At 62.5% G+C, this 25,817-nt stretch carries 26 protein-coding genes; 15 read left to right on the forward strand and 11 right to left on the reverse strand.

Going from position 1 to position 25,817, the window contains the following annotated elements:
* Positions 1–126 precede the first annotated feature (126 nt).
* Positions 127–1,725 carry a helicase HerA-like domain-containing protein gene (locus NH195_RS16775; protein WP_066709590.1) on the forward strand — a complete coding sequence of 533 codons (1,599 nt, stop codon included), beginning with the start codon at positions 127–129 and terminating at the stop codon, positions 1,723–1,725.
* An 11-nt stretch (positions 1,726–1,736) separates the two neighbouring features.
* Here the strand turns inward: NH195_RS16775 and NH195_RS16780 are convergent, their stop codons facing one another.
* From NH195_RS16780 to NH195_RS21585, 6 genes are all read right to left on the reverse strand, one after another.
* The gene (locus NH195_RS16780; RefSeq protein WP_066709593.1) at positions 1,737–3,992 is read right to left on the reverse strand and encodes a calcium-binding protein; all 2,256 of its coding nucleotides are present in this window, start codon (positions 3,990–3,992) and stop codon (positions 1,737–1,739) included.
* Positions 3,993–4,122: 130 nt separating this feature from the next.
* Complete coding sequence (locus NH195_RS16785) at positions 4,123–4,908, reverse strand: 23S rRNA (adenine(2030)-N(6))-methyltransferase RlmJ (RefSeq protein ID WP_066709597.1); 786 nt, start codon at positions 4,906–4,908, stop codon at positions 4,123–4,125.
* A complete protein-coding gene (locus tag NH195_RS16790; RefSeq protein ID WP_066709601.1) occupies positions 4,908–6,233 on the reverse strand; it encodes an HlyC/CorC family transporter in 1,326 nt (441 codons plus the stop codon). The genes NH195_RS16785 and NH195_RS16790 overlap by 1 nt, the downstream gene beginning before the upstream one ends.
* A 200-nt stretch (positions 6,234–6,433) precedes the next feature.
* Positions 6,434–7,375, reverse strand: coding sequence for a site-specific tyrosine recombinase XerD (locus tag NH195_RS16795; RefSeq protein ID WP_066709604.1), 942 nt, complete (start codon positions 7,373–7,375; stop codon positions 6,434–6,436).
* The gene (locus tag NH195_RS16800; RefSeq protein ID WP_238379790.1) at positions 7,372–8,955 is read right to left on the reverse strand and encodes a hypothetical protein; all 1,584 of its coding nucleotides are present in this window, start codon (positions 8,953–8,955) and stop codon (positions 7,372–7,374) included. Before NH195_RS16800 ends, NH195_RS16795 begins: the two co-directional genes overlap by 4 nt.
* 11 nt (positions 8,956–8,966) lie before the next feature.
* The gene (locus NH195_RS21585) at positions 8,967–9,104 is read right to left on the reverse strand and encodes a hypothetical protein (protein WP_096804977.1); all 138 of its coding nucleotides are present in this window, start codon (positions 9,102–9,104) and stop codon (positions 8,967–8,969) included.
* 183 nt (positions 9,105–9,287) lie between these two features.
* Between NH195_RS21585 and NH195_RS16805 the strand changes: the two genes are divergently transcribed.
* The 3 genes from NH195_RS16805 to NH195_RS16815 all read left to right on the forward strand — a co-directional run bounded on the left by NH195_RS16805 (position 9,288) and on the right by NH195_RS16815 (position 12,105).
* A complete protein-coding gene (locus NH195_RS16805; protein ID WP_066709607.1) occupies positions 9,288–9,833 on the forward strand; it encodes a shikimate kinase in 546 nt (181 codons plus the stop codon).
* A complete protein-coding gene (gene aroB / locus NH195_RS16810; protein ID WP_066709609.1) occupies positions 9,830–10,939 on the forward strand; it encodes a 3-dehydroquinate synthase in 1,110 nt (369 codons plus the stop codon). Before NH195_RS16805 ends, aroB begins: the two co-directional genes overlap by 4 nt.
* Positions 10,940–11,136: 197 nt before the next feature.
* A complete protein-coding gene (locus NH195_RS16815; RefSeq protein WP_066709611.1) occupies positions 11,137–12,105 on the forward strand; it encodes a GGDEF domain-containing protein in 969 nt (322 codons plus the stop codon).
* Between the two features lie 7 nt (positions 12,106–12,112).
* Here NH195_RS16815 and NH195_RS16820 read toward each other — a convergent pair whose 3' ends face one another.
* On the reverse strand, positions 12,113–12,940 hold the full coding sequence (locus NH195_RS16820) for a universal stress protein (RefSeq protein ID WP_066709613.1): 828 nt from the start codon (positions 12,938–12,940) through the stop codon (positions 12,113–12,115).
* A 195-nt stretch (positions 12,941–13,135) separates the two neighbouring features.
* On the opposite strand from NH195_RS16820, the gene NH195_RS16830 reads away from it, so the two are divergent.
* Positions 13,136–14,338, forward strand: a complete 1,203-nt coding sequence (locus NH195_RS16830; protein ID WP_155846212.1) for a hypothetical protein — start codon at positions 13,136–13,138, stop codon at positions 14,336–14,338.
* A 52-nt stretch (positions 14,339–14,390) separates the two neighbouring features.
* On the opposite strand, the gene ssb is transcribed toward NH195_RS16830, so the two are convergent.
* Positions 14,391–14,951, reverse strand: coding sequence for a single-stranded DNA-binding protein (ssb, locus tag NH195_RS16835; RefSeq protein WP_066709620.1), 561 nt, complete (start codon positions 14,949–14,951; stop codon positions 14,391–14,393).
* Positions 14,952–15,111: 160 nt separating this feature from the next.
* On the opposite strand from ssb, the gene NH195_RS16840 reads away from it, so the two are divergent.
* Both NH195_RS16840 and NH195_RS16845 read left to right on the forward strand, forming a co-directional pair.
* Positions 15,112–15,723, forward strand: a complete 612-nt coding sequence (locus NH195_RS16840; protein WP_081423993.1) for a lytic transglycosylase domain-containing protein — start codon at positions 15,112–15,114, stop codon at positions 15,721–15,723.
* A gap of 98 nt (positions 15,724–15,821) precedes the next feature.
* Entirely contained in the window at positions 15,822–16,352 is a 531-nt protein-coding gene (locus NH195_RS16845) for a hypothetical protein (RefSeq protein WP_066709622.1), read from the forward strand.
* A 154-nt stretch (positions 16,353–16,506) separates the two neighbouring features.
* Here NH195_RS16845 and NH195_RS16850 read toward each other — a convergent pair whose 3' ends face one another.
* The 3 genes from NH195_RS16850 to miaA all read right to left on the reverse strand — a co-directional run bounded on the left by NH195_RS16850 (position 16,507) and on the right by miaA (position 19,208).
* Positions 16,507–17,091, reverse strand: a complete 585-nt coding sequence (locus NH195_RS16850) for a hypothetical protein (protein WP_066709624.1) — start codon at positions 17,089–17,091, stop codon at positions 16,507–16,509.
* A gap of 161 nt (positions 17,092–17,252) precedes the next feature.
* Complete coding sequence (locus NH195_RS16855) at positions 17,253–18,146, reverse strand: helix-turn-helix domain-containing protein (protein WP_238379791.1); 894 nt, start codon at positions 18,144–18,146, stop codon at positions 17,253–17,255.
* Positions 18,147–18,320: 174 nt separating this feature from the next.
* Positions 18,321–19,208 carry a tRNA (adenosine(37)-N6)-dimethylallyltransferase MiaA gene (miaA, locus tag NH195_RS16860; RefSeq protein WP_066709630.1) on the reverse strand — a complete coding sequence of 296 codons (888 nt, stop codon included), beginning with the start codon at positions 19,206–19,208 and terminating at the stop codon, positions 18,321–18,323.
* 115 nt (positions 19,209–19,323) lie between these two features.
* Between miaA and NH195_RS16865 the strand changes: the two genes are divergently transcribed.
* The 8 genes from NH195_RS16865 (at position 19,324) to NH195_RS21810 (ending at position 25,687) form a co-directional block, all read left to right on the forward strand.
* A complete protein-coding gene (locus NH195_RS16865; protein WP_066709634.1) occupies positions 19,324–19,764 on the forward strand; it encodes a hypothetical protein in 441 nt (146 codons plus the stop codon).
* A gap of 131 nt (positions 19,765–19,895) precedes the next feature.
* Positions 19,896–20,657, forward strand: coding sequence for a UMP kinase (gene pyrH / locus NH195_RS16870; RefSeq protein WP_066709637.1), 762 nt, complete (start codon positions 19,896–19,898; stop codon positions 20,655–20,657).
* Between the two features lie 70 nt (positions 20,658–20,727).
* Positions 20,728–21,288, forward strand: a complete 561-nt coding sequence (gene frr, locus NH195_RS16875; RefSeq protein ID WP_066709640.1) for a ribosome recycling factor — start codon at positions 20,728–20,730, stop codon at positions 21,286–21,288.
* Positions 21,289–21,377: 89 nt separating this feature from the next.
* A complete protein-coding gene (locus tag NH195_RS16880; RefSeq protein ID WP_066709643.1) occupies positions 21,378–22,106 on the forward strand; it encodes an isoprenyl transferase in 729 nt (242 codons plus the stop codon).
* Positions 22,103–22,792 (forward strand): phosphatidate cytidylyltransferase, encoded by a 690-nt coding sequence (locus tag NH195_RS16885; RefSeq protein WP_066709647.1) that lies wholly within the window; start codon positions 22,103–22,105, stop codon positions 22,790–22,792. Before NH195_RS16880 ends, NH195_RS16885 begins: the two co-directional genes overlap by 4 nt.
* A gap of 9 nt (positions 22,793–22,801) precedes the next feature.
* Positions 22,802–23,965, forward strand: coding sequence for a 1-deoxy-D-xylulose-5-phosphate reductoisomerase (gene dxr / locus NH195_RS16890; protein ID WP_066709651.1), 1,164 nt, complete (start codon positions 22,802–22,804; stop codon positions 23,963–23,965).
* Positions 23,966–23,979: 14 nt separating this feature from the next.
* A complete protein-coding gene (gene rseP / locus NH195_RS16895; RefSeq protein ID WP_066709654.1) occupies positions 23,980–25,326 on the forward strand; it encodes an RIP metalloprotease RseP in 1,347 nt (448 codons plus the stop codon).
* A 229-nt stretch (positions 25,327–25,555) separates the two neighbouring features.
* Positions 25,556–25,687 carry a hypothetical protein gene (locus tag NH195_RS21810; protein WP_274377292.1) on the forward strand — a complete coding sequence of 44 codons (132 nt, stop codon included), beginning with the start codon at positions 25,556–25,558 and terminating at the stop codon, positions 25,685–25,687.
* Positions 25,688–25,817 lie beyond the last annotated feature (130 nt).

Consider the following 25,817-nt stretch of genomic DNA (forward strand, 5'->3'; position numbering starts at 1 on the left):
GGTTCGGATGACACTTAGTCTGGCAGAAATTGGTTAAGATTGTATTGTGGCGGCATACGCGGCTGAATTTTCAGAGGATTTCCAATGGAATCGCCGATGCGGACGTTCGAGTGAAGGGGCGAGAGGATGAGTGAGACGGGCATGGACCGGATTTTCGTGGGCGGTGGCGGTGAGGGCTATGGCATGCCACAGCACCTTTTGTTGAAATATGGCAACCGCCATGGGCTGATCGCGGGCGCCACGGGGACCGGCAAGACGGTGACGCTGCAAATCCTTGCGGAGAGCTTCTCAAAAGCGGGGGTGCCGGTGTTCCTCTCGGACGTCAAAGGCGATCTCTCCGGCCTCGCGAAATCCGGCGACGCTTTGGGCAAGCTGCACGACGCCTTCGCCTCGCGTGCCGCAACCATCGGTTTCACCGATTTCGGCTATGACAGTTTCCCGGTGACCTTCTGGGATCTCTACGGCGAGCAGGGCCACCCGATCCGCACCACCGTCTCCGAGATGGGGCCGCTTCTGCTGAGCCAGCTTTTGCAGCTCACCGAGGCGCAGGAAGGCGTTTTGAACATCGCCTTCCGCGTCTCCGACGAACAGGGCTTGCCGCTTCTGGATCTCAAGGACCTGCAATCGCTTCTAATTTGGGTCGGCGAGAATTCCGACAGCCTGTCGTTGCGCTACGGCAATGTCTCGACGGCCTCCGTCGGCGCGATCCAGCGCGCGCTTCTGGTGCTGGAGAACCAGGGCGGCGACCGGTTGTTCGGCGAACCTGCGCTGGAGTTGTCCGACATCATGCGCACCGATCCCGACGGGCGCGGGCGCATCTCGATCCTCGCCTCCGACAAGCTCATGGCCTCGCCCAAACTCTACGCCACCTTCCTGTTATGGCTGCTGTCCGAGCTGTTCGAGGAGCTGCCCGAGGTCGGCAATCCGGACAAGCCCAAGCTGGTGTTCTTCTTCGACGAGGCGCACCTTCTGTTCGACGACGCGCCCAAGGCGCTGGTGGACAAGGTAGAGCAGGTTGCGCGCCTGATCCGCTCCAAAGGCGTGGGTGTCTATTTCGTAACGCAAAACCCCGATGACGTGCCCGAGGACATCCTCGGCCAGCTCGGCAACCGCGTACAACATGCGCTGCGGGCCTTTACGGCGCGCGATCAGAAGGCGCTGAAACTTGCCGCAGAGACCTACCGGATGAACCCGCGCTTCGACATCGAAACCGCGATCAAGGAAGTCGGGACGGGGGAGGCGGTCACATCGTTTCTGGAGGCCAAGGGCGTGCCGGGCATGGCGGAGCAGACGCTCATTCGCCCGCCCTCATCGCAGCTCGGGCCGATCACGGCAGGCGAGCGCGAGGAGATCGTCAAAACCTCGCCGATTGCGGGAAAATACGAGGCGGTGGTGGACCGCGAAAGCGCCTTTGAATTGTTGAAAGCCCGCGCGGCTGCGGCGGCGCAAGAGGCCGAAGCCGCCGAGGCGACACAGGCGGAGGCGTCCGGAAACGTCCGGGGCCGCGACGAGCTTGAGCGCGAGTTCTCCAAGGCGCGGCGCTATGATGGCCAGAGCTATGAACGCGCATCGACCAAGACCGGCACGCGCAGCACCTCCTCGCGCAAATCCACGGACAAATCCTTTGGTGAGGAGATGACCAAGATGGTCATGAAGGAGCTGACCGGCACCACCGGCAGGCGCATTGTGCGCGGCATCCTCGGCGGGCTGTTCAAGGCCCGCTGAGGTGGCACGCCTTAAACGGTCACGCTGAGATCGCTCAGGGTCAGATCGCTTTCGGCAAAGGTGATCCCCTCCGCCGGGTTCACCATGGCCAGAAGCCGCGAGCTGCCGTCCTGCGTCAGGGTGATCTCGAACCGGTTCACCGCCGCATCGAAGCTGATCTCCACCGTGGCGTCGGGCGTCTCGGACAGATCGAGCGCAAGCACATCTTCGCCCGGGGTGAAATCCGAGATCGTGATGTGACCGGTCTGCTCCGCCTCCATCCCGGCCTCGGCGACGAGTGTCACGCTGTCCGCACCATCGCCGGTCACGACCTCGCCACCGGCCATCTGGGTGCTCTGCTGATAGACGGTGATGATGTCGTCCCCGGAACCGCCACCTTCTCTGAGATCGCCATAGACCGTGTCGTTGCTGGTCACGATCAGCGTGTCATTGCCTTCTCCACCGGAGACGAACACGCCGTCATCGGCAATGCTCGTATTAATCACATCGTCACCCGCGTCGCCATAAATCCGGACATGGTCGTAATAGCCATCTTCGAAGAGGGTGATGGTATCGTCGCCCGCATCGCCATGGACCACATAGGTGTCGGAGCTTGCGCCAATGGTGTCCGCGCCCTCGCCGCCGTCGATGGTGGAATACTCGCCGCCGAGCAGCGTATCGTCGCCTGCGCCGCCGTCGATCGTGTCATAGAACAGGCCGGTGATCGTGTCGTTGCCCTCGCCGCCGTAGAGATAATCCGAGGCGGCGGTCAAGACGCTGGTGTCCCCGGAGACGATGATGTCATCGCCCGCACCGCCATAGATCGTGTCGGAGCCGCCTTCGCCATCGAGGATGTCATTGCCCGCGCCGCCATAGATGACATCGTCGCCCGCACCGCCGGTGATGGTATCATCGCCTTCGAGCCCTGTGAGAAGATTGTCGCCGTCATCGCCCTCAAGCACTGTCGGCAAGCCGTTGCCGGTGAGGCTGATCATGCTCAGCATCTCGTCCTCGCTCAGCAGATCTTGCCCGTCGGCCAGATAGATCGTCACCGGAGAAATCGCCTCGCCGTTCATGTCGAGATCGAGCGTGTAATAGGGGCCGTCCGCGTTCGAATGCAGACTGACGGAATAGGCCCAGCTCTCGTCCCAGCCGCTCAGCGACACCTCAAGCGTGTCGACGCCCGGTTCGAAATCCGTCACCACCGTGTTCCAGGCGTCCAGATCTTCTGCCTCGTCGAAAGAGGTGCCGGTTGTAAACGTGTCCGCCCCGTCGCCGCCGGTGGCAATCGCCTGTTGCTGCATGACAAGATGATCGTCGCCCGCGCCGCCATCCAGAATATCCATCGCGTCATCGGCCAGAATGTTTCCGACCCGCCCGCCGAGCAGGACGTCATTGCCGTCGCCGCCATAGAGGATGTCCGTGCCATCGCTGCCGACGATCATATCGTCGCCCGCGCCGCCATCGACCGCATCGTTGCCGGTTCCGGCCCAGATCTGGTCGTCACCGTCTTCCCCCAGAATCGTGTCGTCGCCGTTGTCGCCACTCAGACTGTCGTTGCCTTCCCCGCCGAAGATCAGGTCGTTGCCGCTGCCGCCGGAGACGATGTCATCGCCTTCATTGGCGTAGATGGCATCATTGCCCATACCGCCCTGAACCAGATCGTCGCCCCAGCCGGCGTCTATGATGTCGATGCCGTTGCCGCCATAAAGACGATCCTCGCCGCCGCCGCCCGACAGCATGTCGTTGCCTGCGCCGCCATAGAGCACATCGTGCCCGCTGCCGCCCGAGAGGACATCGTCGCCGTAATTGCCGTCGAGATAATCGTTGCCGCCTTCGCCCTGGAGCCAGTCGTCGCCGTGATCGCCATAGAGCAGATCGTCGCCGGTGCCGCCTTGCAGATGATCGTCGCCCCAACCGGCATACAGCGTGTCGCTGCCGGAGCCGCCTACCAGCCGGTCGTCGTCCTGCTGGCCGTTCAGAACGTCATCGCCCGTGCCGCCGAAAATCGTGTCATCGCCGCGGCCGCCCCGCAAAAGGTCATCACCCGCGCCACCGCGCATCTCATTGATGACGTCGCCGCCGTAGATCGTGTCATCCGAGGCGGAGCCGAAATTCCAGACCGTCGTGGTTTCGGTGTCGGAAAGATCATCGTCGGAAAGGTTCTCGCCGGAAAGCTCATCCGCGGCGGAGGGTTCCGCCTCGGTTTCATCCTCATCGGTGTCGAACAGACCGGTGGCCGCATAGGCTAGGGCAGACCCCGCCAAGAGCGTAAGAACAGACAGCATATTTACCCCACAGCAAATGCATTTTTATTAACCATTTATTAATAAATGCCCAATATACGCGGGAGTCCATGGGAAAAAGACGAAAATACGGCACTCGGCATGTAGGCGCGACAGAGCTGTAAAATGCCGGTCATTGTGTCAGTTGTACGAACAATTCACTCAACCGTTCCGCTTCCTCCGCCAAGCCCCAAGGCACATTGACGAAAACCATGCCGGAGCCGATCATGCCATGACCTTCGCGGGCGGGCGGGAAACGAACCTCGTGCCTGAAAAATCCGGGCAAACCGGCGGTCTCCAGAGACCGAATCATGCTGCTATGCGCCCCCGTGGTCAGGATCGGATACCAGAGCGCAATGACACCGACGTTCCACTTGCGATGCAGCTTGGCGATGAAGCCGGGGATCGTCGCATAATCGGATTTGATTTCGTAGGGCGGGTCGATCAGGATCAGACCGCGCCGGGGGGCTGGCGGGCAGAGGCTCTGGGCAAAAGCGAAACCGTCTTCCCTGACAAGATGCGCGCCGGTGCCCCGCATCGCCGCTTTCAGATGATCGAATTCGCCGGGATGCAGCTCGGCGAGGTGGATCTTGTCGATGTCGCGCAACAGGGCAGCCGCAATCGCGGGCGAGCCGGGATAGATCGTTTCGCCATGGCGGGACGAGACCGCCAGACGCGCACGGCTATAGGGATGATCCGGTCCGAACCATTCCGCAACCTTGAGAATGCCCGCCGCTGCCTCGCCGGTCTTTTGTGCCTGATCGCCCGAAAGATCGTAAAGCCCGCGCCCGGCATGGGTTTCGAGATAGCTGACCGGCTTGTCCTTGCGCGTCATGTAATCGAGCGCCATGGCCAGCAGTCCGTGCTTTTGCACATCCGCCAGATTTCCGGCGTGAAACCCGTGTTGATAGGACAGCATCAGACGTCCGCCAGCGGTCGGATCTTGAGCTTGGTGATGCGGTTGTCCTTGCGTTCCATCACCTCGAACCGATAGCCGTGAAACGAAAACACCTGACCGGGCACGGGGATGGTCTGGGCCTCGTGGATCACCAGGCCGGCCATTGTGTTGGCCTCCTCGTCGGGCATGGCGCAGTCCGTCCAGCGATTGAAATCGCGGATCGTCATGCCGCCGTCGATTTCCCAATCGCCGGTCTCGCCGGATTGCTTCGGCGCATCCTCGGAACGGTCGAACTCGTCGGTGATTTCTCCCACGATCTCTTCCAGAATGTCTTCGAGCGTGATCAGCCCCTGAAGCGCCCCGTATTCATCGACCACAAGGGCGAAATGCGTGTGGCGCTTGAGAAATTGTCGCATCTGGTCGTCGAGTGTGGTGGTTTCCGGCACGAAATAGGGCTTCATCGCCACGGTCATCACGTCGAAATCGGAGAAATCCACCAGCATGGTCGGGTTCTCCGATTCATGTGCCACCCTGTCGGCATGCATGCCGCGCAACAGGTCCTTGGAATGCAGCACGCCGACGATGTTCTCCGGGTCGTCGCGATACAGCGGAATGCGGGTGTGCGGGCTTTTCAGCGAGCGTTCGAGGATCTCGCGCGCGGGCAGGTCGACATCCAGCATTTCGATCTGCGAGCGGTGCAGCATGATCTCCTCGACGGTGCGGTCCGCCAGATCGAGCGCGCCCAGCAGACGGTCGCGATCTTCCTTCTCCACGGTGCCCTCGGACATGCCAAGGGTGATGGCGCCGACGATCTCTTCCTTGACGGCGAGAACGCCCGCATTCGGATCGGTCTGAACCCCGAACAGCCGCAACAGCCCGCGCACCAGAAGCCGCACGAAGGCCACCACGGGGGCGAAGACCTTGACCACCACGGCGATCGGACCGGCGACGCGGGCGGCGGCCATCTCCGGGTTGGTGATCGCATAAGTCTTTGGCAGAACTTCGGAAAAGATCAGAACCAGCACGGTCATGATCATTGTCGCAAAGGCCACGCCGTTCTGGCCGAACAGCTTGGTGAACAGCGCCGTCGTCAGCGAGGTCGCCAGAATGTTCACAAGGTTGTTGCCCAGAAGCACCGAGCCGATCAGCCGTTCGCTGTCCTCGGTCACGCTGAGCGCGCGCTCGGCACCCTTGTCGCCCTTGTCGGCCTGGGCGCGCAGCTTGCCGCGCGAGGCGGCGGTCAATGCGGTCTCGGAGCCGGAGAAAAACGCGGACAACACCAAAAGCCCCGCAATCGCGGCGGCGGTGATCCAGAAGGCGGCGTCAAGCAAGGAAGTCTCTGTCATGGCATGGTTATGGGCATGCGGAGGCGTCTTCGCAAGAGGCTCTCAAGGCCATAAGTGCCTGTCATGAAAAAAGCCACCTTGTCGTCGAAAAGGCCGGTCGGATTTGCGTCGGCTTTGCGTCGGACTTTTGTCGGGCACCTGTATGGCAACAGGTCCCTCAGGGCTTACGGCTTTCCGATGGCGAAAATACTCGGATCGCCTCAGCCTTCCGCCAGCGGATGCTTGGTCAACACCAGTTCCCTGAGCCGTTCGTCGAGCACATGGGTGTAGATCTCTGTCGTCGAAAGATCGGCATGGCCCAGAAGCGTCTGGATCGCGCGCAGATCGGCGCCATGAGCCAGTAGATGGGTCGCGAAGGCGTGGCGCAGCGTGTGCGGCGTGACCTTGGCGGGCGACACGCCGGCCTGAACCGAGATGTCCTTGATCAGCTTGTAAAACCCGTCGCGGGTGATGTGACCCAGCTTGCCACGCGAGGGAAAGAGAAAGGCCGAAGCCTTTGCCCCGGTCTCACGTTTCGCCAGATCCTCGGCGGCATCGCGCACCGCCAACCAGTCCCTGAGCGCGGCGCGGGCAGGCTCCGACAGCGGCACCATGCGTTCCTTGCCGCCCTTGCCCATGATCAGCAACAGCCGGGGATCGCCGCGTGTGGCTGAGACAGGCAGAGACACGAGTTCCGACACGCGCATGCCGGTGGCGTAGAGGATTTCCATCAGGCAGGCGTTGCGCAGCCGTTCGGCCTCCGTCCGGCCCATGGCGCGGGCCGCGTCGAGCAGGCGCGACACCTCCTCTTCGGACAGGGTTTTCGGCAGGCGTTTCGTGCGTCCCGGCCCCTTGATCTGGATCGCCGGATTGTCCCCGCGCCAGCCCTCTTCAAAGGCGAAACGATAAAGCTGTTTGATCGAGGAGAGCCGCCGTGCCCGGGTCGACTGCGCCAGCCCCTCGGCCTCGCAGGCGACGAGATAGCGCTCGATCTGATCGCGAGTGGCGGTCTCGAACGTGGCGCCTTTGCGGGTCAGCCATTCGGAGAAGCCCACAAGATCGCGCCCGTAGGACAGCCGCGTGTTTTCCGCCGCGCCCAGCTCTGCCATCTGCGCCTCGGCAAAGGCCGAAATCCAGCGGGCGTCTGAAGCCGCAAGGCTCATCCGCGTCGTTCCAGCAAGAGAAGCTCCAAAGAGGCCCGCCGCGCCGTGGCCTCAAGCCCGATGGCGCGGAAGAACTGGATCGCATCGGACAGCTCATCGAGATCGCCCGCAGCCCCGCCTTCGAGGAGTTCGATGCCACGCAGGATCGCTTCGCCCAAGCGTTGTTCGGTCACCAGGGTTTCGAGCCGGACGGGAACGCCCGTGGCGCGGAAGCCCGCCGCGATGGCGCGGGCCTGCGCATCGCTCTGGCGCTGGGTCGGCAGGTTGCCGGTGGCGATGCCATGCAGGAAAATCTGATCGCGGGACAGCGGCATGCTCCATTTCAACGCGATCTTTTCATAATCCGGCGACAGCAGCGCCACTTCAAACGCGATCTCGGAGGCCTCGCCGGTGAGCGGCAAGGCGGCGAGACGCTGGGCGAAGAGTTCGGCGAAGACCGGTTGCAGACCGGAGGCACGCATCGCGTCCCAGACCTTGGGCAGGCGGAGCGAAACGATTTCGATGTCGTTTCGTGCCAGCGCGGTTTCGAAGCTTTGCAGCGCGTCGATCCGGTCCCAGATGCCGCCCGAGGCCGCCGGAAGATGTTCGGACCAGATGCCGAGCCAGCGGTTGGGCGAGAGCGCGCCGACGCGCGCCAGACGCTCGGCTGCGGTGGCACGGGCCTTCCAGCCGGAGGTGGCACGCAGGTCGGATTGCGCGAAGGCCAGCGGCAGGGACGAGGTCGGCAGCGGCTCACCGATGGCTTCCATCAGGCGGAAGGTGAGCGGCGTCGGATGATCCGGCACGGGCAGGGGCGGTTCGCCCTCGAACAGCTCGGGATCGAGAAAGCGCGCCAGAAGCGTGCCCTGATCCTCGCGAATGAGGCCCAGCGCCTCGCCGGTTTCCAGCGTCAGCGCCGCCGCACTCCAGTCGCCGCCGCGCGCGAGGCAGAAGATCCGGGCCTGAAGCGCGGGCGAGAGGCCGGGCGTGTGATTGAGCCGGGCGCAGGCGGCGTCTTCGGTGCCCAGAAGCAGCTTGGTGTCGAAGGCGCGGCGGAAAATCTCCGGCGTGGTGAGGCCCGCAAGCTCCATCAGCGCATCGGCCTCGTCCAGCAGCCCCTGTGCCAGAAGCGCGTCGATCCGGGCGAGGAACAGCCGCCCGTCGCGATCCGATTGCACCGGCGGGTCGAGTTCCGCGAGCACCAGCGTGTTCAGGAGCCGTCGCGAGGCGGGCAAAAGATCGGAGCGGGCGGAAATCGTGGTGATGCGCCGGGCGATGTCGGTGGCCGTGGACGCCCCCCAGAGGTTGCGCGGCAGGCCCGTCGTGGAGGCGGGCAGGAGCCCGGCGGCGTCCGGGTCGGGCGCATCGAGCGGGATCACCGTGACCTCTTCGGGCAGGGCGTTCTCGGAAATGTCGCTGGCCTCGGGGGCGGTGAGCGGGCGCGGGGTCTCGAGCGTGTCGGACAGCCAGTCGATGGCCGAGAGCGGTTTGTCGCCCGCAGCGGTCTGGGCCGCGAGGGGCAGGGCCGCGAGCAGCAGGGACAGCGTCAGGCCGGTTGTGACGCCGAACTGTCGGCGAGAGAGCGGCGAGGGCGCGCACATGGGCGAGGCGCCTATTTCAGCTCGAGCGTCACGGGGGCGCGTTGTTCGCTGCGCTCGGGCGACAAATCGCCGACATAGGCGAATCCGATGAAGCCGATGAGGCCGAGAAGGATGAGGACGGCCAGAAGCCGGAAAAGGAATTTGCGCAAAGTTCACTGCCTCCGTTGCGCCGGGACCCGCCGGTCGGACTGTTGTCGTCCGTGATTTTCCGCCGGTCCCGGGTTTTCTCGGTTTTATATATGGCATTTTTCGCAAGATCACGCCATTGAGGGGGCGAAATTTTCATCGGCGGGAAATTGCCGCCCATGTGAGGGCGACGAAGGGGTGAGTGCGTGACCGGGTTGAGAAAGACCGTGGCCCTTGTGGGCATGATGGGGGCGGGAAAGACGGCGGTGGGCAAGGTGCTTGCCACACGGCTTGGCGTGCCCTTTCTCGATTCGGATCAGGAGATCGAAAAAGCTGCCGACCGCAGCATCGCGGAGATTTTCACCCGCGATGGCGAGGCGTTCTTTCGGGCGCGAGAGACCGAGGTGATCGGGCGCCTGCTGGACACCGAGCGCGGTATCCTGTCGACCGGCGGCGGTGCGTTTCTCTCCGAGATCAACCGTGCGACGATCGCCGAGAAGGGCATCGCGGTTTGGCTCAAGGCCGATCTCGACCTGTTGTGGAGCCGGGTGAAACACAAGAACACGCGGCCGCTTCTGCGTACCGCGAATCCCTATGAGACGCTCCGCGAGCTGGTGGCGGCGCGCACGCCGTCTTACGAGATGGCGGGCATCGTGGTCGAATCCGAACCGGGCCTGTCGATCGAGGCCATGGCCGACAAGGTGATCGAGGCGCTCAAGGCCCATGGTGGAATTCTGGAGGACAATCAATGAGCTACCAAACCGTTCACGTGCCTTTGGGGGATCGCGCCTATGATGTGCGGATCGGTGAGGGACTGGTGGCCGAGGCGGGGGCGCATATCGCGCCTCTGTTGGGCAAGAAGAAAAAGGTTTTCGTGCTGACCGACGAGACCGTCGCGGGGCTGCATCTTGAGACATTGCGGGCAGGGCTTGCGAGCGCGGGCATCGACATGGTGGCTCTGGCGCTTCCGGCGGGCGAGAGCACCAAGGGCTGGCCGCAGTTCACCCGCGCGGTGGAATGGCTTTTGGCCGAGAAATGCGAACGCCGCGACATCGTTGTGGCCTTTGGTGGCGGTGTGATCGGCGATCTGGCGGGGTTCGCCGCCTCGGTCCTGCGCCGGGGCGTGCGCTTCGTGCAGATCCCGACGACGCTTCTGGCGCAGGTCGACAGCTCGGTCGGTGGCAAAACCGGAATCAACGCGCCGCAGGGCAAGAACCTGATCGGCGCCTTCCATCAGCCCTCTCTGGTGCTCGCCGATATTGCCATCCTCGGCACGCTGACCGCGCGCGATTTCCTCGCGGGTTACGGCGAGGTGCAGAAATACGGGCTTTTGGGCGACGAGGGCTTTTTCGAATGGCTGGAGGCCAACGGACCGAAACTGGCGGCGGGCGATATGGCGCTTCGGGCCGAGGCGGTGCGGCATTCGGTGCAGATGAAGGCCGATATTGTCGTGCGCGACGAAACCGAACAGGGCGACCGCGCGCTTTTGAACCTCGGGCATACCTTCTGCCATGCGCTGGAAGCGGCGACCGGCTATTCCGACCGGCTTTTGCATGGCGAGGGCGTGGCCATCGGATGCGCACTGGCGTTCGAGCTGTCCGCGCGTCTGGGCCTGTGTTCGCAAGAGGCCCCGAGCCGGGTGCGCGAACACCTCAAGGCGATGGGCATGAAATGCGATCTCAAGGACATCCCCGGCGATCTGCCCACGGCCGAGGCGCTCGTCGATCTGATGGCGCAGGACAAAAAGGTGCTCGACGGTCAGCTCCGGTTCATCCTCGCGCGGGGCATCGGATCGGCCTTCGTGACAGCGGATGTGCCGCGTGAGGCGGTGCTCGCGGTGTTGCGCGACGGTCTCTGAAAACGACAAATAATCTTTGCCGTTTGAACCAGCCCCTATGGGAGGGGCTGGAAAAAAGGTTCATACTTCAAAAATAGCTTGTCCCGACGTCTCGGGCGAATCCGATGGGGGTTCGAACATAGATTGATGAATTGTCACCCCTGAACACATGGGGAAAGGTTATGAATGGCATAGGTCGTTACCGGCGGAGATTTCAGGTGCCCACCGTTCTGGGAAGCCCTGTGATCGCGAAATTCATGGCGGCTGTGGCCATCATGGTGCTTCCGATCGCGATCGTGCGCTATATCGTGCTGGGTGAGTATATTCTGTCGGTCTACTACACCGTCATTGTCGCGCTGATTGCCGCCGATCTCTGGTGCTATCTGAAATGGCACAAGGTGCCGATCAATCCAACGGTGCTCCTGATTGCCGTCGAGTTCGGTGCGTTTGAGCTGATCGCGCATCATGGCGCTTCTGCGGCGTTCTGGCTGTTCCCGATCACCGTGGCGGGCTTTTTCTATTCCTCGCTGGGCGTGGCGCAGGTGATCGGTTCGATCATGACCCTGATTGGTGGTATCCTGGTGTACCGTGCGACCGGGGATTTCTGGTTCGCCTTCCGCTTCGTGCTCGCGCTTGGCACCGTGATCGTGTTCCTGCGCTTCATGCTGAAGACCATGCGGCGGCTCGAGAACGAGCTGGGCGATGCGGTGGAGCGCGATGCGCTGACCGGGTGCCGCAACCGCCGCTCCTTCATGCGCCGCCTCGAAGAGGGCCGCTTCGGCGCCGGACCGGGCAGCCTGATGTTCATCGACATCGACCATTTCAAGCAGGTCAACGACAGCTATGGCCATGTGGTCGGCGATCAGGTGCTGTGCGTGATGGTCGAGGGCATGAGCGAAGTGCTGCGGCAACAGGAATATCTCTATCGCATGGGAGGCGAGGAATTCGCCGTGCTGCTGCCCAATGTCCCGGTCGAACTGGCCGTGCGGGTGGGCGAGCGTCTGCGGCGCCATCTGGCGGAAAAGGAACTGCCGAAAGGCATCCGGCTGACCATTTCGGTCGGGGTCGAGAGCTATTCCACCCCGGACGAGATCGAACAGACGCTGAATCGTGCCGACGCCAACCTCTACCGGGCGAAACAGGCCGGGCGCAACACGGTGATGCACCCGGGCTCCGTCGGCGGCTGAACGGGGCTCAGCCGCGCACCACCAGAAGATCGCTCTGCGGATCGCGGATTTGCTCTTCCGTGAAACCGCCGAGCAGGCTGGGCGAGAGCGGCATGCGGCCATGGGCCCCCAGCGCGAAAAGATCGGCACCGTTCTGCGTCATGGCCGCGGCATGAGCGTCATGCACGCTGGCCGGGGTCACCTCGGGCTTCGGCAGGCCCGCAGGGATCGCGGCGCTGTCCCACCAGCCGTCGAGCCGGGCCCTGGCATCCTTGACGAAGGGGGCGAGCTGTTTCTCGCTGGCGTCTCGGGCAATCATGCCCTGATAGGGGACATGTACGGCGTGGAAGGTGGCGACCTTGGCCTTGGGCGCGAGGCTCAGCGCGGTGCGCCCGGCGGCGAGGCAGGAGGGCGACAGGTCGATGCCGCAGAGCACGGATGTGTACGGCCCGGTCACCGGCCCCTGCACGAGAAGCACCGGGCGATGCAGCGCACGCACCAGCCGTTCCATCGTGGTGCCGGAGAACATGTCCCAGAACGGGCGCGGTTTGTGCACGCCCAGCACCACCAGATCGACGTCGAGCGCCTCGGCCATCTCCGCGATGGTCAGCACCGGATCGCCGGTCTCGACCACGATTTCGGTGCTCTCGGGCGCATGTTCGGATTGCGCGACGGCACCGAGCACCTCCCCGGCAGTCTGGCGCATGCGGGCGACGACCGTGGCGGGCAGGTCCTCGTCGACGACATGCATGAGGATGATCTTGCCACCGTGTTCCTGCGCGAGTTGAACGGCGCGTTCCACGGCCCGATCCGAACGGGACGACAGGTCGCTTGCGACGAGAATGCGGTTGATCATGATCTCCTCCTGATGTGTTGCGGACCCCGTCTCCTCTGCGGGGACCCTCTATATATAGGGTGGCCCCGGCAATTTTTGAGGGGAGGGAGGCGAGATGTCGCGGGACGGCGGCATCATGCAAAAGTGGGGGGCAATCTGGCTTAACATCTCGAAAGCACTGCCTATATTAGGCGCATGAATCCAAAGCTTTCCCATTTGAGCGAAGATCAATTTCAGGATCTCCTGAGGCGATATTACGACCCTGAGAAACCCGAAACCGTCGCGCAGTTGATCTCCGCTTTTTCTCTTGATGTGATCCCGTCACGTTTTCATACCCTGTTGCCGCCGGTCATTCTGTCCGACACCTGCCCTTATTGCGAGGACATCCATCTGCAACGAAAGCCACGCACGCGTGGCGGCTATGGCGGGCAGGAGGCTTTTTGCCCGAATTGCGGGCATCGCGATGTGCCCTATTGTGCCTGTCCGAACTGTCGCGCCCGGGCTGCGGAGGCGCGACGACGACAGGAGCAGGCTCAGCGCGATCTGGTCCATAGCTGCTACTCCCTCGCTGAGTGGAGCGTTCCCGAGGTCGATGACTTGTCGTTGCATCTGCGCCTTTGGGCACGGGTGCTGTTTACACATGCGGTTTCAGAAGATCTGCGCCTGGCCTTGCCTTATGCGGCCAGACAACAGCCGTTGAGTCCGCTGTTGCGCCATGTAAACGATATGGTGCGTGCCTTGTTTCACGCCCGGGTGATCGCCCCCGATCCGGACAGTTCACTCTCGGCATTCGACTTCGGCGAGGGGACACCCGAGACGTTTTTCCCTGATCGGGTCGACTGGGCGTTTCTGCCGGGGCTGAGCGGTGGGGAGAAACTGGACTATGTGCGGAAATTGGACCTTTCTTTGGCGCAGGCCGTCGAACATACGAGAGGAGACGCCGCGGCGCATGACGTGCTGCGGGGGCTCTGGCTGGAGATTGCCTGCCTCGAAGCGCAGGACTTTCTTGCAAAACGACTTGAGGAATATGGCTATCACGACGAAGGGGCCGGCACGAAAACAGTGTCTGTGCTCGAAGATCTCGTGACGCGTTTTTCCCTCGGGGAAGTGTGCCATGTGATCTACATTGCGACACGCAACGCCATGGATTACGCGCATCGGAAGGACCTCGGGCGCGGGCATGCCCTCAACCTTGTGCCGGGTAATCTTGAAATGACCGCCAATAAATATGAGGCGGAGGGGTGGCTCAAAGCCTATGGGCGCAATGCCAGATGTCCGCAATCGACCCTGAGCGCGTATTTTTTCGACAAGATTCTTGGGCTTGGCGAAGAATATTTTTCCATGCGCGCAGTGGATTGGGAGACCGACCGAGAGACAGGGGTGACGGAGGATGGCACGCCTGCCGGGAGGGGGACGTAACGAAAACACCCCGCGCGAGCGGGGTGTCGGTTCGATCTTGCTCCGAGAGGGCTCAGAACGGGATTTCGTCGTCGTCGAGCGAGGGGCGGGCGCCGCCGCCGGAGCCACCTTGCGAGCCCCCCCCCGAGGAGCCACCGTAGCCGCCGCCCGAGGAGCCGCCATAGCCCGGATCGTCATAGCCACCGGACGGGCCCTGATCGTAACCGCCGCCGTAGCCGCCGCCACCGCCCATGCCGCCACCTTGACCGCCGCCGCCTTCGCCGCGACCGTCCAGAAGCGTCAGCTCGCCCCGATAGGGGCGCAGCACGACTTCGGTCGTGTAGCGGTCCTGACCCTGCTGGTCCTGCCATTTGCGGGTCTCCAACTGGCCCTCGATATAGACCTTGGAGCCTTTGCGCAGATATTGCTCGGCGATGCGGGCGAGCGGTTCGGAGAAGATCGCCACCGAATGCCATTCGGTGCGTTCGCGGCGCTCGCCGGTGTTGCGGTCTTTCCAGTTTTCCGAGGTGGCGATCCGCAGGTTGCAGACCTTGCCGCCGTTCTGGAAGGTGCGCACTTCCGGGTCGCGCCCGAGATTGCCCACGAGGATGACTTTGTTCACGGACCCGGCCATGCAACTTCTCCCTGAGATTCTAGAGTTGGTCCCCGTTACACCATTGCCGGGGGCAGAGGGGCAAGGGCTAAAATCCGCCTGTAACAGACACTCTGTTTGAAATGCACGGTTTTGTGGCTATAGTACGCGCGTCAGGGAAACGGTGGACGGATTTTACAAGATGGCGACGACGCGGGCGTGGTATGTGTCGGGGCAGGGATTTGCTCTGGCATTGGGTGTGGCGATCTGTGCTTTGCCGGAGGCCGTTTTCGCCGGCGATACGCTGTCGACCAGCAACCGCATGGCGCTGTTTGCTTCCCAGCTCGACGTGCTCGACGGGCGCGCGGCGGAACAATATTCCAACTCCGTGGCCTATCAGCCGGAACGCTTTGGCGCCGACGGTCAGACCCAGCGCTACACCGGTGCCTACAAGGGTCAGTATTTGCCGGTCGCCGAACAGATGGCGCGCAAGCATGGCGTGCCGACCGATCTGTTCCTGCGCCTCGTGCAGCAGGAAAGCGGTTGGAACCCGACGATCCAGTCGCCCAAAGGCGCAACCGGTCTGGCGCAGCTCATGCCCGACACGGCGCGGCTTTTGGGCGTGAACATCAACGATCCGCATCAGAACCTCGAAGGCGGGGCGCGCTATCTGCGGATGATGTACAACCGCTTCGGCAACTGGCGTCTGGCGCTTGCGGCCTATAACGCGGGGCCCGAGGCGGTCGACAAATATGACGGTGTGCCGCCCTATCAGGAAACCATGAATTACGTGCGGATCATCTACGGGTCGTAAGCCCGTCGACCGGGGCCGGGAACCATTCGCCTGTCTCAGGGGTTGTCCTTTCAACGCAACGCGGTGCCCCGGCATCGCCGTTTGAAAGGATAAGACACATGAAACGTACCGTTCTGTTTGCTCTTCTGACCTCCGCTTCCGTGACCGCGGGGCCGCTTCTGGCTGAACCGCTCGACATTTCCTCCGTCGAGGTCGAGGCCAATCTCGAAGCCGTCGACTCGAACGCGCTCGACCGCTGGCCGGCGATTGCCGAAGACCTGACGCTGGCGATCACCGCCGGTCTGAACGATCGGATGGAAGAGGGCGGCGATTATGACGTCCGGGTCGATGTGACCGAGATTTCCAATCTGGGCGCGACCTATCTGAGCGATGACGGCGAATTCAACCAACTCGAAGGCTGGGTCTATGTCGATGGCCCGGGCTCGGATGAAGCCCTGAAGAAATTCCACATCATGCTCAAGGCCGAGGAGCTTGAGGGCTTCAAACCGGTGAATGTCGCCATCGTGCCGCCGGACCGCGCCGCGTTCTACGACGCGCTGGTGATGGCCTTCGCCGATCAGGTGGTGACGGATGTCTCCGAGCTTCAGACCGAGTGGCTGGTGCCGGATCAGGCGGATGACAAGTCGTAAGCCTATACCATGAGGAGAGAAAGGCGGGGTGTTGGCCCCGCCTTTTTAAGTGTGGCGGGGAGGAGAGTTCGGTCTCTGGGTAATGAACGGAACGGACAGGGAAGATTGCAGAGAATGGCTGGCATGAGCCCAGCACGCTACACGCTCTTTCGAGTTAAGGGGTGCGTACCAGCGACACAGAACTTGTCTGCTGGTGGGCGCCGTAAATGGTTTGCACGGCAATAATGCAGAACTGCAAGCTCCCTTTCCGAACCGAGAACTTGCCGCGCTCTACCAGCTGAACATCATAGCCTCGCGACGTCAGATACGAAAGTACGCGGGCAATTTGAAAGCCAGAAGATGAACACCCTATACCAAAGTGGTTCTTCTTTCCCTTACTTACAATCTCATTGTGGCGTGAAATATCAATGATCGTTGCACTCATTACAAATAGGGTGTCTTTTCCGAACGCGGCGGGAGAGCTGCCAAAAACCTTTTCATAACGGGCCGTTGTCGCGGAAGGGTTCGAGCTCGTGAAGCCCTGACGTGCCAGAGCTTCGGCTTGCACCAGCTTGCCCTGCAAAGCCCGCTCACATTGAGCCAGTAGAGTATCTTCCGTGGCATTTCGCAGCGGGATGCTCGCCAAGAAGGCTTCTCTACCCGCGTCAGCAGTTTCCTGAAATGGTGCTGTGCAAGCAGCAAGACTAAGCGCAGCACACAAGTAAATAGCTTTTTGAAACAATAAATTAATCCCTCTCATGGCACTCCGTGCCTGTACTATGCAATCTACAGCGTTAATGCACGACTGCCCAGCCGCAATTCGATACCCCAGAATAGTTGCACTTTCAAAGGGTCGCTTTGTCCGCAAAGCAGACCTTCCCACCCACACCAAAGGAGCACAACGCCTTCCCTTAAAAAAGATCACCGCGTTTGGCGGAAGTCCCTTGGCGACAGGCCGGTGTGTTTGTGGAACGCCCTGCTGAAATAGGCGGCCGAGTGGAAGCCGAGTTTCTCGGCGATGGATTTCACCGGCAGATCGGTTTCACGCAGCATCCGGCGGGCTTCGAAATGCAGCCGGTCGGCGAGGATTGCCGAAGCCGAGCGGCCGCAGGCGATGTTGCAGGCGCGGGTCAGGTGCGTGGGGGTCACGCCGAGGGCTGCAGCGTAATGGCCGACCGAATGGCCTTCGCGCAGCTCGCTTTCCACAAGGGCTGTGAAGGCGGCGGCGAGGCGGCGGGAGGCGTCGGGGGCCATGTCATAATCGGGCATCACCGCCATCTGACGTTCGAGCCAGATAGCGATCATACCGGCCTGAAGTGCCATGGCGCGCTCGCGGCCCGCCTGATGGCCGTCGATCTCGCGTTGCAGGGCCTCGATCATGCCGGTGATCTCGTTTTGCTGATGCACCTCACGAAAGCGCATGTGCAGCGGCTCCTCGGGCAGGCCGAGGGCGACATCGTCGGGCAGGTGAACGCGGTAGCCCATGACCTGACCGACGGGCTCGAAGCCGTACATGGTGCGGGTCGGCAGGAACAGAAGGTTGTGCGGGCCGAAGCCGCGGGTGACGCCGGAGACGGTGATCCGGCCCTGACCGCGGGTGAACCACAGAAGCGTCGGACTGCGGTGGCTGCGCATCGCCTGCATGCGCCATTTTTCCGCCGTCGAGAGCGTGTTCGAGCCACGCCCCAAAGGCAGCACGCGATAGGCGGGCTGGACGGGAATGTCGGGAATGTCCGGCGCGCGCAGCTTGCGCTTTTTCGGGGTCTCGGGGAGCGGGGATGCATCCGTCGTGACTTGTTCTGTGACTTTGGACATCTGCCCCAGAGGTGGGGTTTGGAAAATTTTTCTCGAAAAGCTCTCGGGCATGGCGCAGGATCGTGTTCGGTTTGTACAACTGCGCCGACCCTAGCGCTGCGGGGCGGCCTGTCAAAGAAAATCTTGTGTTTTCAATGTGATATGTTTTTTCGATGAAGCGCCCGCTAGCGCTGCTCAGGGCAGCGATATCTTGTGGTAGGCTTTCATGCGCGCCCTAAACCATGTGCGCTGACGTTTGGCATATTGCCGGGTCGCCACGGTCGCCGCCTCTTTTGCCTGCGAAAGCGTCATTTCGCCCAAGAGATGCGCGATGAGTTCCGGCGCGCCGATGGCCTTGGCGGAGGGCAAAGCGGGGTCCCAGGAGGCGAGATTGGCCCGCGCCTCATCCAATGCGCCGTCGCGCAGCATGAGATCGAATCGCCGGGCGATCCGGGCGTTGAGCCAGTCGCGGTCGGCCTCCATCACGATGGGAAAACAGGCGGGCAAGGGCAGGGCGGGCGGCGGCGTGTCGGCCTGCCAGGCGGCAAGACCCCGGCCCGTGGCGCGCAGCACTTCCCAGGCACGTTGCACCCGCATCGGATTGAGCCGGTCGATTTTTGCCGCGGTTTCGGGGTCTTCGGCGTCCAATTCCGCCAGAAGCCCAGCATGACCGCCCTCGTCGAACCGCCGGGCGTCGGCGCGTGCGCGGATCTCTGCCGGGGTTTCCGGGATCTCGACCAGCCCTTCGGTGAGTGCTGCAAAGTAAAGCCCCGTTCCACCGACGATGATCGGGCGCTCCGGACCGGACAGGTAGGGCGCGATGTCGCGCAGCCAGTGCCCGACGGAATATTGCGCGTCCCCGGCGACGTGACCATACAGCACATGCGGCGCGCGGGCCTCGTCCTCAATCGACGGTCGGGCGGTCAGAACGCGCCAGTTTTGAAACACCTGCAACGCATCGGCGTTGACGATGACGCCGCCCTGGGCCTCGGCGATCTGGAGTGCCAGCGCGGATTTTCCCGAGGCGGTCGGACCGGCGATCAACACCGGCTGGTCGGGCGATATGTCGAAGGGCAGGGTCATGCCTGCGCATGTTTCAGGGCACGATTGCGCTGTCAATGACACTTTGGCCTTGGAGCGGATGTAAGGGTTGTTATATTGTAACAAAATATTCTCATCGGACATGTAAGAGGTCAAAATGGAAACGGCTCTGGGTTTGTATGCCACAATAGCGACGTATCTCGTGGACAACCACGCAAGCGATTGGTGGGCCCCCTACCTTCTGGCCGTTGCCTTCGGTGTACCGTCCTATGCGGTCTCGGTGAGCCCGGAGGAGCGGCGGCCGCAACGCATTCTGGGGTGGCTCATCGGCGGGCCGCTCTTTGTGTCCGGAGGGACGCTCTGGTGTCTTGTCGAAACCGGAACAGAGTTGACGCAGGACGTCATGCTGTTTGGACTCGCGATGAACGCTTTGTTTCTCATGACGAACATGGTGATCTTGATACTGCGCACGGTGCCGCTTTTCGTTGCCGAGCCTGCGGTTCGGTATGCGTTTCGTGTGCAGCCCATCGGTTTCATCATTGTGGTGACATGGTCTCTGGCCATGCTCTCTGTCATCGCCATGTATCTTTCCATCTGAGCCAACCGGGAAGGATGCCGAGGGAAAAACGCGGCGATACAGCGAACTGCGCGAAAAACGTCCATTGAACCTGCCGGGGTTTTCGACCATTTTGGCGGCCATCAACCACATCAAAATACCGGGGACATCTGATGAGCGACGCAGCGCTTGAGGCGGGCCAAGTGCCTGAGGCTGGCCATCCTGCCACGAAATATAAACGTGTGCTTCTGAAAATCTCGGGCGAGGCGCTCATGGGCGATCAGGGCTTCGGCCTGCATCCGCCGACCGTCGAACGCATCGCGAAAGAGGTGAAATCGGTGCACGATCTCGGAGTCGAGATTTGCATGGTGATCGGCGGCGGCAACATCTTCCGCGGGCTTCAGGGCTCCGCACAGGGGATGGAACGGACCACGGCCGATTACATGGGCATGCTCGCCACCGTGATGAACGCGCTTGGTATGCAGGCGGCGCTCGAAGCGCTCGGCATCCACACCCGGGTGATTTCCGCGATCACCATGAACGAGGTGGCCGAGCCTTACATCCGTCGCCGCGCCGTGCGTCACCTCGAGAAGAAGCGGATCTGCATCTTCGCCGCGGGCACCGGCAACCCCTATTTCACCACCGACACGGCGGCGACGCTGCGCGCCAACGAGATGGCCTGTGAGGCGATCTTCATGGGCAAAAACGGGGTGGACGGGGTCTACGACAAGGATCCGAAGACCAACCCGGATGCGAAGCGCTACGATCACGTCAGCTATGACGAGGTGCTGCGCAAGAATCTCAAGGTGATGGACGCTTCGGCAATTGCGCTGGCACGCGACAACAAACTGCCGCTGATCGTCTTCCCGCTCGATGCGCCGGGGGGGTTCCGGTCGATCCTGGCGGGCGAAGGCACCTATACATTGGTGAACTGATCCGGCTATAAGCACCGGCGACGCGCCTCTCTTCGGGGAGGCATTCGAGAGATAAGAAGGGGGAACACCCATGTCTGAAGAGTTCGAACTCGACACCGCCGATCTGGCGAAACGGATGGATGGCGCAATCTCCAACCTGCGCACCGAATTCGCCTCGTTGCGCACCGGGCGCGCCTCTGGCTCGATGCTGGAACCGATCATGGTCGAATCCTACGGCCAGATGACCCCGATCAACCAGGTCGGCACCGTCAACGTGCCGGAGCCGCGCATGGTGACGATCAACGTCTGGGACAAGTCGATGGTCAACAAGGTCGAAAAAGCGATCCGCGAGAGCGGCCTCGGGATCAACCCGCAGCTCAATGGCACGATCATCATGCTGCCGATCCCGGAGCTGAACGAGGAGCGTCGCCGCGAGCTGACCAAGGTCGCCGGCCAATATGCCGAACACGCCCGCGTCGCCGTGCGTAACGTGCGTCAGGACGGCATGCAGCAAATCAAGAAGAACAAGGACGGCATGTCCGACGACGACCAGAAATTCTGGGAATCCGAGGTGCAGGAGCTGACCGACAAGCATATCAAGCTGATCGACGAACATCTTGCCTCGAAGCAGGAAGAGATCATGCAGGTGTGATCCGGGCCGGGGCTGCGGCCCAGACGACCGATGCGATTGCGAAGCGCCCCGCGCGGGCGCTTCCGCTGTAGAGTAGAGTGAGAGACGTGATGAGCGACCAGACGCCGCGAAACATGGGCGGGCCGAAACATGTCGCCGTCATCATGGACGGCAACGGTCGCTGGGCGCAGTCGCGCGGCAAACCGCGTCTCTTCGGGCACCATGCCGGCGCCAAACGCGTCAAGGAGATCGTCCGGGCCTGTCCCGATCTCGGCGTCGAGTACCTGACGATCTTTGCCTTTTCCACGGAGAACTGGAAACGCACCCAGACCGAGGTCTCGGGGTTGATGAACCTGTTTCGCCGCTACATCCAGAACGAGATGCGGGGGCTTGTGGCCGAGGGCGTGCGGGTGCGCTTCATCGGGGACCGGCTCAGGCTCGACAAGAAACTCCAGGCGCTGATGGACGATCTCGAAGCGGTGACGAAAGACAACACCAAGGTGCATCTCACCATCGCGATCAATTACGGCGGGCGCGACGAGGTGGCGCGCGCGGTTCGGGCGCTGGCCTGTGAGGCATCGCGGGGCGAGCTGGACCCGGAAACCGTGGATGAGACGACGCTGACCCGCTATCTCGACACCCGCGTGCTGCCGGACCCGGATCTGGTCATCCGCACCTCCGGTGAGGCGCGGATCTCGAACTTCCTCCTGTGGCAATCGGCCTATTCCGAATACGAGTTCATCGACACGCTCTGGCCGGATTTCACCGCCGAGGTCTTTGCCCAATGCGTTTCGCGCTATGCGGGCCGGGATCGCCGGTTCGGGGGCGTGAAGCCATGAGCGCGGCGCCCAAACCCGGCAAATGGCGCGATCTGGCGCCGCGGCTTCTGTCCGCCATTGCGATGGTCGCCGTGGGGCTTGGGGCGGTGCTGTCGGGGCATCTTGCCTTCACCGTGCTGGTGGTCGCCGTCGGGTTGGTCGGGCTTTGGGAACTTTGGCGCATGGCCCGGGTCAAGCAGGCGGCGGGGGGCTTCGGTCCCGGCGATCAGCCGATGCTTGCGCTCTATCTGGTCGTGCTGCTTCTGGGCTGTCTCGGACTCATTTCGCTTTCGGCCGAGGGGGGGCTGGCGCTTTTGCTCTATGCCATCGGGCTTGTGGTGGTGACCGACAGCCTTGGCTATCTCGTTGGCAAGACGCTGGGCGGGCCGAAATTCTGGCCGCGGATCAGTCCGAACAAGACCTGGTCGGGAATCCTAGGCGGCTGGATCGGGGCGATGATCTTTGCCTATTTCACCCATCCTTACATGCCCGAGGGTTTTGTGCGTCTGTGGTTCTTCGTCACCTCGGCCATGGTGCTGTCCTTCGCCTCGCAACTGGGCGATATGCTTGAAAGCGCGCTCAAGCGGCGCATGGGGGTCAAGGACAGCTCGCACATCATTCCCGGTCATGGCGGCGTGCTCGACCGGTTCGACGCGCTTCTGGCCGTGGGCGCGCTCTACGTCATTCTCGCGACGATTTTCGGCTGAGGCAGAGGCATGCGACGCATTTCCATTTTCGGGGCGACGGGCTCCATCGGGCAATCGACGATTGATCTGATCCGGCGCGACCGTGAGGCTTATGACGTGGTGGCGCTCACCGGCGGCGGCAATATCGCGCGTCTGGCGCAGGATGCCATAGATCTCGGGGCCAAGGTGGCCGTCACCGCCTATGAGGACCGGCTGTCGGAATTGCGCGCGGCGCTCTCGGGGACGGGGATCGAGGCGGCGGCGGGGGACGCGGCGCTGATCGAGGCGGCGGACCGTGAGGTCGACTGGTTCATGTCGGCCATCGTCGGGGCGGCGGGGCTGGCGCCGGGGCTGCGTGCGTTGCGTCACGGCAAAACGCTGGCGCTGGCCAATAAGGAAAGCCTCGTGACCGCCGGGCCTCTGCTGATGGACACAGCGAAAGAGCAGGGCGCGCGCATCCTGCCGGTCGACAGCGAGCATTCGGCGGTGTTTCAGGGCCTCGTGGGTGAGAATCCGGCAGAGGTCGAACGCGTGATCATCACCGCCTCCGGCGGGCCGTTCCGCGACTGGTCTCTGGAACAGCTCGAGGGCGCGACTCTGGAACAGGCCTGCAAGCACCCGTCCTGGGACATGGGGCAGAGGATTACGATTGATTCCGCTTCGATGTTCAACAAGGCGCTCGAAATCATTGAGACCAAAGAATATTTTGGATTCTCTCCGGATCAGATCGAGGTTTTGGTGCATCCCGGTTCCTATGTGCATGCGCTGGTGGGGTTCCGCGACGGGGCGCTGATGGCGCATCTCGGCGCGCCGGATATGCGCCATGCCATCGGTTATGCGCTTCATTGGCCGGAGCGGCGCGACCTGCCGGTGGAACGGCTCGATCTGGCGAAAGTGGGCCAGTTGCGGTTCGAGGCGCCCGATGAAATCCGCTTCCCGGCGCTGCGACTGGCGCGCGAGGTGATGGCGACGGGCGGATTGGCGGGCACGGTGTTCAATGCCGCGAAAGAGGCGGCTCTGGACCTTTTTATCGCCCGAAAGATCGGGTTTCCCGACATGGCGCGGCTTGTGGAGCGGGTGTTGACGGAAATGTCAGCCGGTGTGAGCCTTCGGGTTAACGCTCTGAGCTTGGAGACGATTTTAGAAGCCGATAAAGAGGCACGGGCACGGGTTTTCGACCTGAAAGCAGCCTGAGGGGATTGGAGACTATGGATTTGAGCAGCCTGTTGAACAGTCTGGGCGGGGGCGCTTTCACGCTGGTGTTCTTCATCGTCGCCCTGTCGATCATCGTAACGGTGCATGAATACGGCCATTACATCGTCGGGCGTTGGTGCGGCATCAAGGCGGATGTGTTCTCGCTGGGCTTCGGCAAACCGCTCTGGCAACGCACCGACAAACGCGGCACGGTCTGGCAGATCGCCTCGCTGCCCTTTGGCGGCTACGTGAAATTCGCAGGCGACGCCAATGCCGCCTCCGCCCCCGATGCTCATGCGGTCGAGGGGTTGAGTGCCGACGAGGCCCGCCACACCATGCCCGGTGCGCCGTTGTGGGCGCGCACGCTCACCGTGGCGGCTGGGCCGGTGTTCAACTTCATCTTCTCTTTCCTCGTTTTCACCGCCTTCGTGCTGAGCATCGGCAAGGCCGCCGACACGCTTGTGATCGAAAAAGTGCAGCCGATGCCCACTGAGGTCGGGTTGCAATCCGGCGACGAGGTTCTGGCCATCGAAGGCGTCAAGGTGCCTGCGCCGGAGGAAATGTCGGGCTTTCTTGACGCGCTGCCGCGTGCGGCGCGGGTGTCCTACACCGTGCTCCGCGACGGGCAGGAGGTCACGGTCGAAGGGCCTTACCCCTATCCGGTGATCGTTGCGGGCATCTCCCCGAAATCGGCGGCGCGCGATGCCGGGCTGAAGGCGGGCGACGTGATCACGGCGCTCGACGGTCAGCCGGTCGAGACCTTCTGGGACCTTCAGGATTATGTCGGCAGCCATGACGGCGCGGCGATGACGCTCACGATCTGGCGTCCGACCGAGGCCGGGGGCGAGACATTCGAGACCACGCTGGAGCCGCGTCGCCGCGATGTTCCCGCCGAGGATGGCGGGTTCGAAACACGCTGGCTGATCGGCATCACCGGCGGCATGCTGTTCACCGTGGGCACCGAGCCGGTGGGGATTGGCGAGGCGATGTCGGCGGGGATCAGCGCGGTCTGGCAGATCATCACCATGTCGCTGTCGGGGCTGGGTCATATGATCACCGGGGCGATTTCGGCCTGCAACATCTCCGGCCCGGTGGGCATCGCCGAAGTGGTGTCGACCTCGGCCTCCGACGGGGCGAGCAGTTTCCTGTGGACCGTCGCCATGTTGTCGACTGCGATCGGTCTGATGAATCTCTTCCCGATTCCGGTGCTGGATGGCGGACATCTGGTGTTCTACGCCTATGAGGCGGTGCGCGGCAAACCTCTGCCGGACCGGGCTGTCGGCGTGATGATGACCATCGGCATGGTGGTGATCATGGGGTTCATGGTGCTGGGGCTGACCTCGGACCTGTTCTGCAAATGATCTGAACGGATCGCTGCCGTCTGTCTTCTGCGCCCGGATCAGATTTGATGCGGGCGCAAGTTTTTTCTGTCAAACGGCAAGGCGGTCCAAATCCTGCCACATTCGACGCGTAGAGTGGGCACAGACGGGACGCGTCTCAGCGCCCCTCTTCGGTGTCGGAATGATCCGCGCCATTCCGCGATCCGTCGAAACAGGTCCGCCGGAACAGGACCGAAAAGGAGGCACAGACATGACCGCAATCCGCGCAAGCTACCGCAGCCTCAGCCAACTTGCCGATCTCAACTGGGATCGTCTGCTCTACGCCGCGACCATTGTCGTCGCACTTGTGGCGGGATCGTTCTTCGGCCACCTGTTCCTCTGAGCCCCTGTCGGGGCTCTGAAACGGGCCGCCCGTCACAAACTGTGGCAAGGCGGCGGAACCACGCTGATTTTCCTCTGAAAACAAGATGAAGGGCTTTCGCTTTCGGCGAAGGCCTTTATGCTGTGGCGTG

The organism is Celeribacter ethanolicus (assembly GCF_001550095.1).
GTDB classification, from domain to species: Bacteria; Pseudomonadota; Alphaproteobacteria; order Rhodobacterales; family Rhodobacteraceae; genus Celeribacter; species Celeribacter ethanolicus.